Genomic DNA, 14,269 nt, shown 5'->3' with positions numbered 1-14,269 from the left:
TGCGTTTGGGAGGACGCCTGATGCCAGAGATTTCCGACGCCGGACTTGCGGCCCTGATCGGGCTCGCGACGGGTATCATTCTTGGCCTTGCCTCACGGATCGGCCGGTTCTGTTCGCTCGCCGCGATCGAGGATGCCAGCTATGGCGGCAACGACAACCGCTTGCGCATGTGGGGCATTGCGCTCGGCGTGGCGATCCTGGGCACCCACCTGCTGATGTCGGCGGGACTGCTGAACCCTGCGGATGTCTTCTATCTGACCCGCTGGTCCATTGTCGGGGCTGTCGCGGGTGGGCTGCTCTTCGGGGTTGGCATGGCATTGGCCGGCAATTGCGGCTTCGGCGCGCTGGCCCGGATCGGTGGCGGCGATTTTCGCTCTGGCGTCGTCGTGGTCACAATGGGCATCACCGCCTATGCCACCATTTCCGGCCCGCTCTCGGGGCTGCGTCTGGCCCTGGTTCCGGGCCAGTCCAGCGAGAACCCCTCCGGTATCGCCCAGATGGTCGAAAGCGCCATCGGCTTGCCACCCCTGGCCACCGCCACCATTATTGCCGCCCTTCTGGCAGGGCTGGCCATGCGCGGCGCCGACTGGTCGGAGTTTCGTCCCCACGCGATCTGGGCGGCCATCGTCGGGGTGACCATCGCCGCCACATGGGGCGCCCTGCAATGGCTGCATTTCGAAAGCTTCGAGTCGATCAGCGTCGCAAACCACACATTCGCCGCCCCGATCGGAGAAACCATCCTTTTCGCCATGACCTCCAGCGGCACAGCCGTGACATTTGGCATGGGCTCGGTTCTGGGCGTGGTCGCAGGGGCCTTTCTGGGCAATACCCGCCTGGGTCACTTCCGGTGGGAAGCCTGCGACGATGCCCGCGAGCTGGGGCGGCAACTGGTCGGGGCCTCGATGATGGGCGTGGGCGCGGTGCTGGCCAGCGGCTGTTCCATCGGTCAGGGGTTGTCGGCCTTTTCTGTCCTCGGCCTCTCTGCTCCTGTCACGCTGCTCAGCATCTATGCGGGTGCCCGGATCGGTCTACATTTCCTGATCTATGGGCAGGGTTTCCGCAACGCGGACTAAGCGTTTCCGCAGAAGTCTTTGTGATCGGGCCATAATCCCCTAGACTTCGCGCAAGGCGGGGGCCGCAGGGAACAAGGCAGGCGCATATGGCGATAGATTGGAACAAGGAGCGCCGGAACGGCTTCGTCCTGCTGGCCCTGCTGGCCTGGCTGATCGGGGCCAGCCCGCATCTGATGGGGTGGGCGCTGTCGGGGACGCCCCCCGACGCGCTGGTCTGGAACCTGACCCACTATCATGTCAGCTATCAGGAGTTCGGCTTTTTGCGCCGGGGGCTGATCGGGTCCGTCATGGCCCCCCTTTTTGCGGTACTGCCGAACGGAGGCGTGGCCGAATATGGCGTGATGCTCGGGCTCGATCTTCTGTTGTGCATGGGTCTGGCCGTGGCCGCCTCCCGCATGTTCCTGCCGCTTGCAGATGCCGCCCCCGGACAGCGATTCCTTGCCGCCGCCATACTGATCGCGCCCGTGGGAATGATGCAGATGGGTTACGACATGGCGCGGCTCGATCATGTGAACTTCGTGCTGACCGGGATGGCAGTCACGTCAATCCTGAAAGGCCGCGCATGGCTTGCCGCACTGCTCATGACCACCGCCATGCTGGTGCATGAGGCGGTGCTGTTCTACGGCGTCCCCGTCGTTGTCGCCCTGGCCCTGCGCCGGTCGCTGACCGAGGCCGCGACCATTGCCCTGCCTGCCCTTGCCGCCACGATCGCGCTGATGCTCTGGGGCGGAACCGAGATCGACCTGGCCACCACCCTGCCGCCCGAGGCCAATCTCGCCGCCTCGGTCTGGACCCGGGAGATCATGGAACCGGCCCGCGGCTTCCCGCCCTCACATTACCTGATCGCGGCTTATGCGGCGCTTGTGCCGCTGCTGCTGCTCCACCGCCACTACCGGCTGAACACCGAGGTGCCCGACCTGCTCCTCTTCGCGCCCGCCGCGACGCTGGCGCTGTTTGCCCTCGGCGTCGACTATGGCCGCTGGTCGCATTGCCTGTTCTTCTCTGTCCTGCTGGTACTGGCAGCGGCCCCGGCGCTCGACCGCAGGCGCGGCGCAGACCTCTCGCCCCTGCCCGTCAAGATCGCCATCGCGCCCTGGCTCTTCCCCCTTGGCCCGATCGGCATCGCGCTGCTCTACCCCTTCATCCCCTGGATCGTCTGACCCTTTCATCTTGGGTGAAATACCTCGGGGGGTCGCAGGGGGGCGGCGCCCCCCCGACGGCACGGCGAGGGCTCCCTGAAAGGGGGCTCGAGACGGGCCGTTCCCCACCCCACGCCTGCCACGGATCACTCGGCCAGAATGACACTTACCCGGCGGTTCTGGCGGCCCTTCTTCTCGATCTTGCCAAGCGTCACCTTGCCGATCTCGCCGGTGCGCCGCACATGGGTGCCGCCGCAGGGCTGCAGGTCGATCTGGCTCGACCCCTCTTCACCGATCCTGACCAGCCGTACCCGGCCCGCGCCCATGGGGGGCATGACCGACATGGTCTTGACCAGACCGGGATTGGCTTCAAGCTCCGCATCGGTGATCCATGTCTCGCTGACCGGCAGATCGCGGTCGATCAAGGCGTTCAGCTTGCCTTGCAGCACCATCTTGTCATCGGGTGCATCGGGCATGTCGAAATCGAGCCGCCCCTTCTCGGCGGAAATCGCGCCACCGGTCACCGGCAGCGGGATCACCACGGACAGGAGATGCAGCGCGGTGTGCACGCGCATATGGGCAAATCGCCGGTCCCAGTCGAGCCGCTGTTCGACCGTCGCGCCCACCGGCGGCAGCTCTCCGGCCTCGGCGGGGACCATCACGATCTCGCCCCCCTCGCCCTTCACGGTCGTGGCAATCCGCAGCCGTCCACCCGCCCAATCGAGCGTGCCGCTATCCCCCGGCTGGCCACCGCCCTGCGCATAGAAGAGCGCGCCATCCAGAACCACGCCACCTTCCTCGGTGATCCGCACCACCGTGCCCGGAGCGGATTTGCGATAGGCGTCTTCCATGAATAGCTGCTTGGTCATCAGGTCTGCTCCTCTTGCGGGGGCGCATCGGTGTCATCCCCGTCTTCTTCAGTCTCCACCCCGGTCAGGGCAGTCGTGTCTTTCAGCGCGTCGGGATTACGGATCCAGATATCGCGCTGTGCGAAGGGAATTTCGATCCCCGCCTCGGCAAAGCGCTTGGCGATCTCGTGATTCATGTCACTCTTCACGCTCAGCATCCAGTTCACATCGCGCAGGATCGCCCGGATCTCGAAGTTGAGGCTATCGGCCCCAAAGCCCTGGAAGATCACATTGGGCGGTGGCGTCAGCAGCACCATGGGATGGGCCTCGGCCACCTCTTTCAGAATGGTTTCGACCTGCCGCGTATCGGTCCCGTAGGCCACGCCCACGGGCACGATCACCCGGCCCGTGGCGTTGTGATGGGTCATGTTGGTGACCACACCGGAAATCAGGTCGGCATTGGGCACGATCACATCAGACCGGTCGAAGGTCTCGATCCGGGTCGAGCGCACCGAGATTTCGCGCACATATCCCGCGGTCGTCCCGATCTGGATCCAGTCGCCTTCCTTGATCGGGCGTTCCACCAGCAGGATGATGCCCGAGACGAAGTTCGACACGATGGCCTGAAGGCCGAAACCGATGCCGACGGACAGGGCACCGGCGACAATGGCGATGGAACTGAGGTCAATCCCCGCCACCGTGATGGCCACAAGCGCGGCGAGGAAGATCCCCACATAGCCGGTGCCAGTGACAACCGCGTTGCGCCCGCCCGCGTCCAGTTTGGTCTTGGGCAGGACCGAATTGCGCAGGGTGCTCTGGATCAGACGGGTTGCAGTATATCCGACGACGAACACGATTGCGAAGCTGAGGAAACTGCGCGGGCTGATATGAACACCGCCCAGGTCGAAGCCGAGGATCAGCTGTTCCCACAGATCCGCAAGCTGCGCCTGCCGCATGCCCCAAATCAGGGCGAAGATCGGCACCGAGGCGATGGTCAGCAGAAAGCCGATCAGGGTCGGAGTCAGCGCCTCGTCCAGCCCGTCCTGCCGTCCGGTGAAGGCGCCGTAGACATTGGCCACCAGCCTTTGCAGAACCCCGAGAAGCGCCAGCAGCGACAGGGACAGAACGGCAGGAAACAGAAAGCTCGACCCGGCGGTGAAGTAGCCCACCCCGGCCAGCACCGGACCGGCAAAACCCAACAGCAGCACTGCACGGCCGATCAGCCCGAAGACGCGGGTGCGCAGACTGGCCGGGTCTTCCAGGTCGGATTGGGCCTTTGCATGCAACACCAGGAACCGCCCGAGACGGGCCAGAAAGAGGCCGGTCAGGATCACCAGCGGAAAGAAGATGACAAGCCGTTCCGCAGGCTGAAATCCTTCGCTTTCCGCGATGGCATGGACCAGCTGCGACACGCCCATCAACAGGCCGAGCCAGCCCGCCGCGCGCCGCCCCCGGGCCAGCTTGACCTCGGGCAGATTCAGCGGCCGCGCAGCCGTTTCGCGCGCCGGGAATACCTGCCGCCCGATCCAGATGGCGGCCGCGACAGTGATGGCGATCTGCGGTATCGCCGCCAGGATGACCGAGCCGCGCAGTCCCACGAAGCTGCTTTCCTCGACCGCCTGCGCCAAGGCAATCACCCCGAGCGCCGGCAGCCCGTGCTGCGCAATCGACAGGAAGAACACCGACAGCCGCGCCGTGGGCGAGCTTTCTTCCTGTTCCACCGGGCGGCGCATCATCCGTCCGACCCATTTCCACCCGCGCAGGATCAGCACCATGCCCGCCAGGAAATAGAGAAGAACCAGCGGCAGGTTCTCACTGAATTCCTCCTGGTAGATGGGCGAACTCCAAAGCCGCAGATTCTCGTTGGCCAGCGAATTGAGATAGGAGAAGACCGCCGAGATCGCCCCGGGCCAGTTGGACGGGTTTATCGGCGACGGCTGCAATGTCAGCAACGCCCCGGCCTGTCGGCTGGCGAGCAGGCGGTCGATCTCGCCGATCAGCCCCTGCGCACGGCGCAACTCTGCCTCTGCCCGACGTCCGGGGGCCTCGGCCTCGGACAGCCGGGCGCCAAGATCGGTCCGCTGGCTGGAAATCGCATCCGGCTCGGGGCTGCCATCCTCTGGCACCGGGCCAAGCGCCACGATCTGGGCGCGCAGCGTCTCGATGCGCGCGGCATTGGTTCCGGTCGCGGCCCTGAACTGTTCGCGATACTCGACGATCTGCGCCCGCAGCGTCTCGAATGCCGGATCGGACGCGCGTTCGGCATCGATCACGCCTTCTGCACGCTCCGCCAACTGCGTCCACTGGTCATAGTCCGGGCCGACAGCGGTGTCCTGCGCCCAGACCGTTGCGGTCAGCGCAGTCAGAACGACCAGACAGAGGGCAAGGAAGCGGTGGATCATCACCCGTTACTCGAAGACGGATGGCAGGTCGCGCGGGGCGGCATCCATCCATGCAGGGACCGGCAGGCCCTTTTCACGCAGGAAGTCAGGGTTGAACATCTTGGACTGGTAGCGCGTGCCGTAGTCGCAAAGGATCGTCACGATGGTATGGCCCGGCCCCATTTCGCGCGCCATGCGCACCGCACCGGCCATGTTGATCGCCGACGACCCGCCAACGCAGAGCCCCTCTTCCGACAGCAGGTCAAAGGCCATGGGCAGCGCTTCCGCGTCGGAAATCTTGTAGCTCATGTCGGGTCGGAAGCCTTTGAGGTTCTCCGTCTCGCGCCCCTGTCCGATGCCTTCGGTGATGGAACCGCCTTCGGATTTGAACTCACCTGTGGTGTAGAAATTGTAAACGCCCGAGCCGTCGGGATCGGCAAGGCCGATCTTCACGCCTTTCGGCTGCAACGCCATGCCGACACCGGCGATGGTCCCGCCAGACCCCACGGCGCAAATGAAGCCATCGACCTTGCCGCCGGTCTGATCCCAGATTTCCGGCCCCGTGGTTTCCACATGCGCCTGCCGGTTCGCCACATTGTCGAACTGGTTGGCCCAGATCGCGCCATTTGGCTCCGTTTCGGCCAGCGCCTTGGCCAGCCGCTCGGAGTAGCGCACGTAGTTGTTGGGGTTCTTGTAGGGGGCCGCCGGCACCTGCACCAGCTCTGCACCCGCCAGCCGGATCATGTCCTTCTTTTCCTGGCTTTGCGTCTCGGGGATGACGATGACCGTCTTGAACCCCATCGAGGCCCCCACCAGCGACAGGCCGATCCCGGTATTTCCGGCGGTTCCTTCCACGATGGTCCCACCGGGCTTCAGATCACCGCGCGCAATAGCGTCACGGATGATGAACAGTGCCGCGCGATCCTTGACCGACTGGCCGGGATTCATGAACTCGGCCTTGCCGAGGATCTCGCATCCGGTGGCGTCGCTCAGCCGGTTCAGCCGGATCAGGGGCGTGTTGCCCACGGATGCTGCGAGATCTTTGTTGATGGTCATGTCCGGTCACTCCGCCGATATCTTGTGACCGCCCCGAAAGCGGTCCTTGTTGCCTAGAAGGGATAGGCGCGCACAGCGCCAAACTCAAGCAGGTAGCATCGCAACTGTAATGTGCCTAGGCGCGCAGCCGGTCGCGATTCAACATCAACCATTGCACCGACAGGATCAGCGGCGCGTTCACCAGCTCACCCGTCTCCAGCATGGTGACGAGCTGCTCATAGGGCACCAGCAGGTTGCGGATGTTTTCGCCCTCGGACTCCAGCCCGCCCACCTTCCTGCGATCATCGACCAGTTCGGTGATGCCGATATAGGATACCAGATACTGCGCAATACCCCCCGGCGAGGGGTAATAGCCCGCCACCTTGTGCAGCGCTGTCAGCTCGGCATGTGCCTCTTCGCGGGTTTCGCGATAGGCGGTCTCCTCATAGCTTTCGCCCGCATCGACGATGCCTGCCACCGGTTCCAGCAGCCATGGCTGCGGATCACCCTGCGCATAGGCCCCGATGCGCAGTTGTTCCACCAGCAACACCATGTCGCGCGCCGGATCATAGGGCAGCACCGTCACCGCATCACCCACGTTGAAAATGGCGCGCGCACCGGTGTCGGACCAGGTGCCGTCGAAGCGGCGAAACCGGGTCTGGTATTCCTCGACCGTGAAGAATTTCTCGTATGGTCGCGCCAGCGAGGTCAGTTCCACCTCGTTGCGCGTCAACGGGCTGGAGACTGTCACCGGCCTGCGGCGGGCGGCTGCAAGAACGTAGGATTGCGCACGCGCGCGGATGATCGGGAAACGCGCTGCGACCTGCTCGGGCGTCTCGCGCCCGAAGGCCCGCATGACTTCGCCTGCCGCGATCAGCGTCAGCGGCCCCCATTGATCCACCCAATCCGGCAGGTGCCAATCCGCACCGGGCTGCCACGGGGCCTCTTTCGGCATGAACACCCGCGCCGGAACCGGGCCGGTCGCCCCCTCGGCGGTGACATCGACCAGATCGTAGGAAAACGCCCCCTCGTAAAAATTCAGCCGGGCGATGTCGTCTTCCGTCAGCCCGTGGGCCAGCACCCCCTCGGCGATGCGACCTGCATCCTCGGCCAGCATGGGAAAGCTCTCGCCCTCGGCGCAGGCCACGCGATATCCCGGCAGGTGGGCGGGCTCGGGTGAGAGGACACGGCCAAGAACGATATCCAGCAGCGGCTGATGCCGCAGCGTGCCAAAGAAAAACAGGGGTGTCATCGGGTCAGGTCAGCTCCAGCGGCGGTTTACAAACTCGGCCACGATCCCCGCAACCGCGCCTCCCCCGAACAAGATGATCAGCGTGGGCACCGCCGTCAACACCGACAGCCCATATTCCATCAAAAGTTCCAGCGCCGCGATCACCGCCTCGCCCGGCCCGTCATAGCGCAGCCGGGTGGACCGATAGAACATCTCGAAAATGCCGAAAATGGCAACCGCCCAGAAGGCGATCATGAAGGACGTCCGAACCCCGGTGGTGATCGCCATGGAGATCCCCTCGCCCACATTGCGACCCATGGTCATCCAGCCCTGCCCGATGCCAAGCGCCGTCACGATCGGGATCAGCCAGAACCGCGGCTGCCCCGGCGGCAGGGTCTCTGCATAAGCCGCCGCCGCGAAAAAGCCGACGATGGCGAAGAGGACGGCGGAAACAAGCTTGGCAGTGGTCGGCATGGGATCAACCCGGTCTGGTCACGGAAATCTGTGTGACATCAGTATTGCCGCTGTGAAAGCTTGCTGCGCAAGAGGTCAGGTAAAAATTCCACATCCGACGGAACCGGTCGTCAAACCCAAGCGCCGCCACATCGTCCCATCTTTCGTTGAACGTCTCGTGCCAGCGGCGCAGGGTCTGGCTGTAGCTTTCCCCGAATTCGTGACTGCCCGAAAACTGCAACCCCGCTGCCTCAACCTGCTGACGCAGCACCGACGGGCACGGCAGCATGCCGCCCGGAAAGATGTATTTCTGGATGAAATCGACGCTGCTTTTGTAAACCTTCCAGCGCGCGTCCTGCACGGTGATGATCTGCAACGCCGCGACCGCGCCGGGTTTCAGCCGGTCCCGAACGGTGGAAAAGAAAACGGGCCAGTATTTCTCGCCCACGGCTTCGAACATCTCGACCGAGGCGATGCCGTCGAACTGGCCGTCCACATCGCGATAATCCTGCATACGGATTTCCACCTGATCCGACAGCCCCTGCCGTTCCATGCGGGCCACCGCGTAATCGTGCTGTTCCCGGCTGATCGTCAACCCGGTGATCCGCGCGCCGCGCTCCTTCGCGGCATATTCCGCGAACCCGCCCCAGCCACAGCCGATTTCCAGCAGATGATCGCCCGGTTTCACGCCGATCTTGTCTGCCAGCGCCGCGTATTTGGCCCGCTGTGCGGCCTCGGTCGGTTCCTGGCCGGTTTCGAACAGGGCCGAGGAATAGGTCATCGTGTCATCGAGCCAGAGCGAATAGAAATCATTCCCCAGATCATAGTGATACGAGATATTTTTCTTCGCCTGCCGCTTGGAATTGCCCTGCATCCAGAAGCGCAGCTTCTCATAGGCCCGCACCAGCGCCATCCCGAGGAACCCGTCATAGACCTCGTCGTTATCCGCATGGACCGCATCCATCAGCGCCTGCAGATCGGGGGTGGACCAGTCGCCCTCCAGATAGGCATCGCAGAACCCCAGATCGCCCTCGCGGATCAGCCGGGCGAACACATCGGGATCATGCACCTCGCAAATGCCGAGCGGCCCGGGGTTCTCGCCCTCGGCCCGGAAGACACGCCCGTCTGGCAGGTGGAACTCCAGACGCCCGTTCTTCAGCTTGCTGACCGTTTGGAAGACTTGCGCGAAATAGCGCGGCAGGTCGGTTTCTCCGACTGTCGTTGTCTTGACGCTCATGTCCCATCCCCTTGTCGCAAGCGTATCATGGACGCGAACTCTGTCATCTGGCAAGAGATTTAGCTTTTCAGCGCTTTATAGGCGTCGAGCGCCCGTTCCCTGCCCTCGGGTAGGCTGACCATCGGCGTGCAGCCCTTGCGGATTCTCCGCGATTTCGGGATCGCGGCGGCGAAATCCTTCGCGCCCGCCCCATGCAGCCAATGCGTGCGGTAAACTGCCTTCCGATCGAACTTCTCCGCCTGCGTATCCGGGTTGAAGATGCGGAAGAACGGTGCAGCATCGGGGCCGGAGCCTGCCACCCATTGCCAGCCCATGGCGTTCGAGGCCGGGTCCCAATCCACCAGCGTCTCGGCAAACCAGTCGCGCCCGATGCGCCAATCCACCATCAGGTGCTTGGTAAGATAAGATGCCACCAGCATCCGCGCGCGGTTGTGCATGCGGCCGGTGACGTAAAGCTCCCGCATGGCGGCGTCGACGATTTCCACTCCGGTCTCGCCGTAGCGCCAACGCTCTGCCGCCTCGCCATCGCCCTGCCAGGGAAAATCGTTCCATTCAGGACGCCAGTTGCCAGTCAGGATTTCCGACGAATGGAAGACCAAGTGATAGGCGAATTCACGCCAGACCAATTCCTTGAGGAAATGTTCCGCCCCCTTGCCACCTGCGCCCTCCATCGCGCGCCAGCCGGCATGCCAGCACTGGCGGGGAGAAATCTCACCATAGGTGAGCGGTTCCGACAGGCCGGAGGTGGCATCGAGCGCGAGGAAATCCCGGTCGTCGCGATAGCTGGCGACACGCCGGTCCATAAACTCCGCCAATCTGTCCTGAGCGGCCTGCTCCCCAAGCAGCAGATGTTTTTCGACAATCGCCGCGCCACGGTGCATCGGCGCAGACAGGGCCCAGTCCCGGAGGCTCTCGCTGGCAGGCATCCGATCGGGAAAGGTCAGCTTGGGAACCGGCAGGGGGGCAGGGACATCACGGTCGCGCACCGCCTTCCAAAAGGGCGTGTAGACCCGGTAGAACCCGCCGGTTCCGGTTTCCACGGTCCAGGGTTCGAACAGCAGATGGGCGTTGAAGCTTTCGGCCTCGATCCCCCGGTCCCTCAGCGCCGCCTTGATCTTGCTGTCGCGGTCCCGCGCGTGCGGGTCGTAGAGCCGGTTCCACACCACCTTGGTCGCGCCGGTTTCCGCGATCAGCGCCTCCAACACCTCCAGCGCATCGCCTGTGCGCAGAATGACCGAGCCACCGGGCTGGCCAAGAGTTTTGCAAAACTCTTCCAGCGCCCGGCCCAACCGGAAGGCAGGGGCTGCGCCGAGCGCTGTGACAGAGCCGTCGCGGATCACCACCGGGATCACCGGGCGCCCCTGACAGGCCGTCAGTGCCGGGTTGTCCGCCAGCCGGAAATCCCGGCGCATCCAGTAGATGATCGGTGCCATGCTCATGCCCTGCCCTTTTGTCGCCAGACACCTAGATCGCACCCGGCACCGGTCAAGCCCGTCAGATCACCTTGTCAAGCGCCCCGATCAATTGCTGGATTTCTCCGTGATGCGTGTAATGGGTGAAGCTCAGGCGCAGCACGCCCTTATCAAGATTCACCCCCATGGCGCCAAGCGGGCGCACGGCATAGAAATCACCACCGCCTGCCATGATGCCATGAGGCGCAAGATCAGCCGCGACCGCCTCCCCCGCCCGGTCCAGCGAGACAGCCACAGTTGGCGCGCGGCCTGTTGGCGAAGCCGAGCCGATCAGGCGCAGCGAGTTCTTGGACGACAGGTAGGCCAGAAGCGGCTCCAGCAGCGACACTTCCTGCTCGCGCATCAGATCATGCGCAAACCGCGCGGCCCCTGCCCCGCTGGCCGGTCCGCCGTGATGGGCCGAGAGCGCCTCCATGTAGTCGGCCATGCCGGCACTGGCAGCCACCTGCGCATGGTCGGGGCCAGCGGGCGTGAAACGTTTATAGAGCGACCCCTCGTTGAAATAGTGCCCCTGGTTCGGCAGCACCTCCCCAAGCGCCCGGCGGATCACCATGATACCCTGATGCGGCCCGTAGGTCTTGTAGGCGGAGAAGAGGTATATATCGGCCCCGAGCGCACCAACATCCTCGAACCCGTGCGGCGCATAGCTGACCCCGTCGACGCAGGTATAGGCCCCCGCCGCCCTGGCCTGCGCGCAGATCGCGGCGACGTCATTCACCTCGCCCACCACGTTGGAACAATGCGGGAAGCAAACCAGCCGCACCTTACCATCGGCCATCAAAGGCGTCAGCGCAGAGGGGTCCAGATGCCCGGTCTCGGGGTCGATCTGCCATTCACGGACCTCGATCCCCTCGTCGGCCAGCCGCCGCCATGGCCCGGAATTGGCCTCGTGGTCCTGATTGGTCACGACAATCGCATCGCCCTCGTCCAGATACTGCCGGAAGGCCTGCGCCAGCACATAGGTGTTCTGCGTGGTGGACGGGCCGAAGGACAGCTCATCGGTCTCCACCCCCAGCATCGCGGCCAGACGGGTCCGCGCCTCGTCCATCTCCTCGCCGCCCAAACGGCTTGCTTCAAAGGGGGCATAGGGCTGGACCTTGCGCTCCGTGTAGAAGCGGAACAGCCGGTCGATCACCTGCTGACAGGTATAGCTGCCGCCTGCGTTCTCGAAAAAGGCCTGCCCCTGGAGGGAGGGTTGCGAAAAAGCCGGGAACTGCGCGCGCACCCAGTCGATATCAAGTTGGGACATTCTGTGATCCTCAGTCTCTTTGCCTTGCTCGGGAATACGGGCCTCAGGGCGGGCATTCCCATCCTGGCAGGTCTTCCAGCCGAGCCGGCGACCCGACCCGGATCAGCGGCAGCCCCGTCTTACCGACGGGACGACAACAGGGCTACGACAGAGCCACCATGCGGTCAATCACGGGATCACAAAAAGAAAATCCCCCACCGGTTGCCCGGCGGGGGATCCCCCTCACATCAGATGCCGCGCATCACTCGCGATAGACGCTTTCGACACCGTTCTTTTCACGGATCGCATCGCGCCAGATGCCCTTGATCACGGCAAAGCCCATCAGCAGCATCACGAAGCTGAACGGAAGCGCCCCGATGACCATCGCGGTCTGGATCGCCCCAAGCCCGCCGATAACCAAGAGCGCCCCCACGACCAATGCCAGGGCCGCGCCCCAGAACAGGATGTGCGGACGGCCTTTGGGGCCTTCGTCACCGCCGGAATTGATCGTGTTCACGATCAGAACGGCGGAGTCGGCAGAGGTCACGAGATAGGTCAACAGCAGAACCACCACGATCACGGCCATGACCCAGGCCAGGCCCGAGGACAGCATCACGTCGAGCATCGCAAAGAGCTGCGATTCCGCGCCAGCACCGGTGATCGCGTCGCCCGCATCGCCGTTCAGCGACAGGTCAATGGCGGTGCCGCCAACGATCGCGAACCAGACGAAGCACATCATCGACGGGATGATGATTGCACCCAGAACATATTCGCGCACGGTCCGACCGCGGGAAATACGCGCCAGGAACACGCCCACGAAGGGGGCGAACGCAATCCACCAGGCCCAGTAGAAGACGGACCAACCGCCCTGCCAGCCAGCAAGTTGGGTTGCGACCGAGTCTTCCACTCCGTCAGCGCGCCAGACGGTGAACATCATCGAGGGCAGGTTGACCAGGTAGTCGAAGATGCCGACGAACAGTGCCTGAAGCCCGAAGAAGGTGGAGCCGAAGATCAAGAAGAAGGCCAGCAGGAAGAAGCTCAGCCCCATGTTGATATTCGACAGCCACTTGATGCCCTTGCCCACGCCGGACAGCGCCGACAGGGTCGAGGCCCCCATGATCACCAGCAGCGCAAAGATGATCGCCGCGGTCGAGGCGCTGCCATCTTCCCGCAGCAGCCAATCGCCAAAGCCGATCCGATGGATACCGGCCACGAACTGGTTCACGCCAAAGCCAAGCGTCTGCGACACGCCCAGAACGGTGGCCACGACGGCGACGATGTCGACCACATGGCCAAGCGTGCCCGACAGCGACTTCCCGAACAGCGGCACCAGGGCCGACCGGATGGTCAGCGGCAGGTTGCGGCGATACGAGAAATAGGCCAGCGCCAGACCGACCAGCGCATAGCAGGCCCAGGCCCCGATGCCCCAGTGCAGGAACGACCACTTGTAGGCGTTGCGCACGTTATCGGCGGACGAGCCTTCCGCGTCCCCCATGATCACGTCAGGGTTGGTGGCGAAATGATAGATCGGTTCCGCCGTTGCGAAGGTCAGCATCCCGATCCCGATCCCGGCCCCGAACATCATCGAGAACCAGGAGAAATTCGAAAACTCCGGCTTGTCCTCCGGCAATCCGAGCGTCAGGCGGCCCGAGGCCGGCATGATCGCCAAGAGAATGCAAACGATGATAAAGAAGGCCACGACCCAGATATACCAGGTTGCGAAATTCGCCAGCAGGAAGCTGTTGAGGCTGCCAAGCACGCTGGCGGCGTTGTCAGGAAATGCGACAGCCCAGATGATCAGCGCACCAACGAGAATTTTTGCGGTAACGGTGACGTCTTTGCTGAACCCGTCATAGAAGCCGCCTTCGGCAGTCTTGATCGGCAGTTCCATCAATGGGGGCGTTTTTGCCATAGAGTTCTCCTCCCAGATGATTTGGAAAAACGGTTTTAGTTGGATTGTCCCCTGTCTCCTTTCCGTGCCGACCCCGGAGATGTTTTTCCGAAAAGAACCGGGTCCGGTCGCAGTCTCTCCCTTTCGGAAAGCCTTAGTGCGGGGGGGCATCGCTTCTTGTACAAAAACGGCACTTCCCCCACCGGCTGCGGCGCATTCGCGCATGCGCCCCCTCACAACTAACACGTGTGCGGGCAATCGGCTAACCTTTCCCTGCCCGG

The 14,269-nt window shown here is 63.8% G+C and carries 11 protein-coding genes; 2 read left to right on the top strand and 9 right to left on the bottom strand.

Going from position 1 to position 14,269, the window contains the following annotated elements:
- Positions 1-20: 20 nt before the first annotated feature.
- Positions 21-1,073, top strand: coding sequence for a YeeE/YedE family protein (locus ACOOEX_RS08520; protein WP_420397999.1), 1,053 nt, complete (start codon positions 21-23; stop codon positions 1,071-1,073).
- Between the two features lie 86 nt (positions 1,074-1,159).
- A complete protein-coding gene (locus ACOOEX_RS08515; protein ID WP_420397998.1) occupies positions 1,160-2,233 on the top strand; it encodes a hypothetical protein in 1,074 nt (357 codons plus the stop codon).
- 125 nt (positions 2,234-2,358) lie between these two features.
- Here ACOOEX_RS08515 and ACOOEX_RS08510 read toward each other — a convergent pair whose 3' ends face one another.
- The 9 genes from ACOOEX_RS08510 to ACOOEX_RS08470 all read right to left on the bottom strand — a co-directional run bounded on the left by ACOOEX_RS08510 (position 2,359) and on the right by ACOOEX_RS08470 (position 14,009).
- Complete coding sequence (locus ACOOEX_RS08510) at positions 2,359-3,081, bottom strand: alanyl-tRNA editing protein (protein WP_420397997.1); 723 nt, start codon at positions 3,079-3,081, stop codon at positions 2,359-2,361.
- On the bottom strand, positions 3,081-5,462 hold the full coding sequence (locus ACOOEX_RS08505) for a DUF3772 domain-containing protein (RefSeq protein WP_420397996.1): 2,382 nt from the start codon (positions 5,460-5,462) through the stop codon (positions 3,081-3,083). Before ACOOEX_RS08505 ends, ACOOEX_RS08510 begins: the two co-directional genes overlap by 1 nt.
- A 6-nt stretch (positions 5,463-5,468) precedes the next feature.
- A complete protein-coding gene (locus ACOOEX_RS08500; protein WP_420397995.1) occupies positions 5,469-6,497 on the bottom strand; it encodes a cysteine synthase A in 1,029 nt (342 codons plus the stop codon).
- 115 nt (positions 6,498-6,612) lie between these two features.
- Complete coding sequence (locus ACOOEX_RS08495) at positions 6,613-7,728, bottom strand: NUDIX domain-containing protein (RefSeq protein ID WP_420397994.1); 1,116 nt, start codon at positions 7,726-7,728, stop codon at positions 6,613-6,615.
- Between the two features lie 9 nt (positions 7,729-7,737).
- Positions 7,738-8,181, bottom strand: coding sequence for a TrgA family protein (locus ACOOEX_RS08490; RefSeq protein ID WP_420397993.1), 444 nt, complete (start codon positions 8,179-8,181; stop codon positions 7,738-7,740).
- Between the two features lie 4 nt (positions 8,182-8,185).
- Entirely contained in the window at positions 8,186-9,397 is a 1,212-nt protein-coding gene (locus tag ACOOEX_RS08485; RefSeq protein ID WP_420397992.1) for a class I SAM-dependent methyltransferase, read from the bottom strand.
- Between the two features lie 59 nt (positions 9,398-9,456).
- Entirely contained in the window at positions 9,457-10,836 is a 1,380-nt protein-coding gene (locus ACOOEX_RS08480; RefSeq protein ID WP_420397991.1) for a cryptochrome/photolyase family protein, read from the bottom strand.
- A gap of 55 nt (positions 10,837-10,891) precedes the next feature.
- Positions 10,892-12,118, bottom strand: a complete 1,227-nt coding sequence (locus ACOOEX_RS08475) for an aminotransferase class V-fold PLP-dependent enzyme (RefSeq protein WP_420397990.1) — start codon at positions 12,116-12,118, stop codon at positions 10,892-10,894.
- Between the two features lie 241 nt (positions 12,119-12,359).
- Entirely contained in the window at positions 12,360-14,009 is a 1,650-nt protein-coding gene (locus ACOOEX_RS08470; RefSeq protein ID WP_420397989.1) for a BCCT family transporter, read from the bottom strand.
- Positions 14,010-14,269 lie beyond the last annotated feature (260 nt).

Origin of the sequence: Nioella sp. (genome assembly GCF_965215655.1) — a bacterium.
GTDB lineage: Bacteria > Pseudomonadota > Alphaproteobacteria > Rhodobacterales > Rhodobacteraceae > Nioella.
This window is presented reverse-complemented; position numbering and strand designations above follow the sequence as displayed.

Bases quoted from the DNA above. Each gene is read 5' to 3' on its own strand.
- ACOOEX_RS08470 (WP_420397989.1), bottom strand. From the start codon at position 14,009: ATGGCAAAAACGCCCCCATTGATGGAACTGCCGATCAAGACTGCCGAA.
- ACOOEX_RS08475 (WP_420397990.1), bottom strand. From the start codon at position 12,118: ATGTCCCAACTTGATATCGACTGGGTGCGCGCGCAGTTCCCGGCTTTT.
- ACOOEX_RS08485 (WP_420397992.1), bottom strand. From the start codon at position 9,397: ATGAGCGTCAAGACAACGACAGTCGGAGAAACCGACCTGCCGCGCTAT.
- ACOOEX_RS08480 (WP_420397991.1), bottom strand. From the start codon at position 10,836: ATGAGCATGGCACCGATCATCTACTGGATGCGCCGGGATTTCCGGCTG.
- ACOOEX_RS08505 (WP_420397996.1), bottom strand. From the start codon at position 5,462: ATGATCCACCGCTTCCTTGCCCTCTGTCTGGTCGTTCTGACTGCGCTG.
- ACOOEX_RS08490 (WP_420397993.1), bottom strand. From the start codon at position 8,181: ATGCCGACCACTGCCAAGCTTGTTTCCGCCGTCCTCTTCGCCATCGTC.
- ACOOEX_RS08500 (WP_420397995.1), bottom strand. From the start codon at position 6,497: ATGACCATCAACAAAGATCTCGCAGCATCCGTGGGCAACACGCCCCTG.
- ACOOEX_RS08515 (WP_420397998.1), top strand. From the start codon at position 1,160: ATGGCGATAGATTGGAACAAGGAGCGCCGGAACGGCTTCGTCCTGCTG.
- ACOOEX_RS08510 (WP_420397997.1), bottom strand. From the start codon at position 3,081: ATGACCAAGCAGCTATTCATGGAAGACGCCTATCGCAAATCCGCTCCG.
- ACOOEX_RS08495 (WP_420397994.1), bottom strand. From the start codon at position 7,728: ATGACACCCCTGTTTTTCTTTGGCACGCTGCGGCATCAGCCGCTGCTG.
- ACOOEX_RS08520 (WP_420397999.1), top strand. From the start codon at position 21: ATGCCAGAGATTTCCGACGCCGGACTTGCGGCCCTGATCGGGCTCGCG.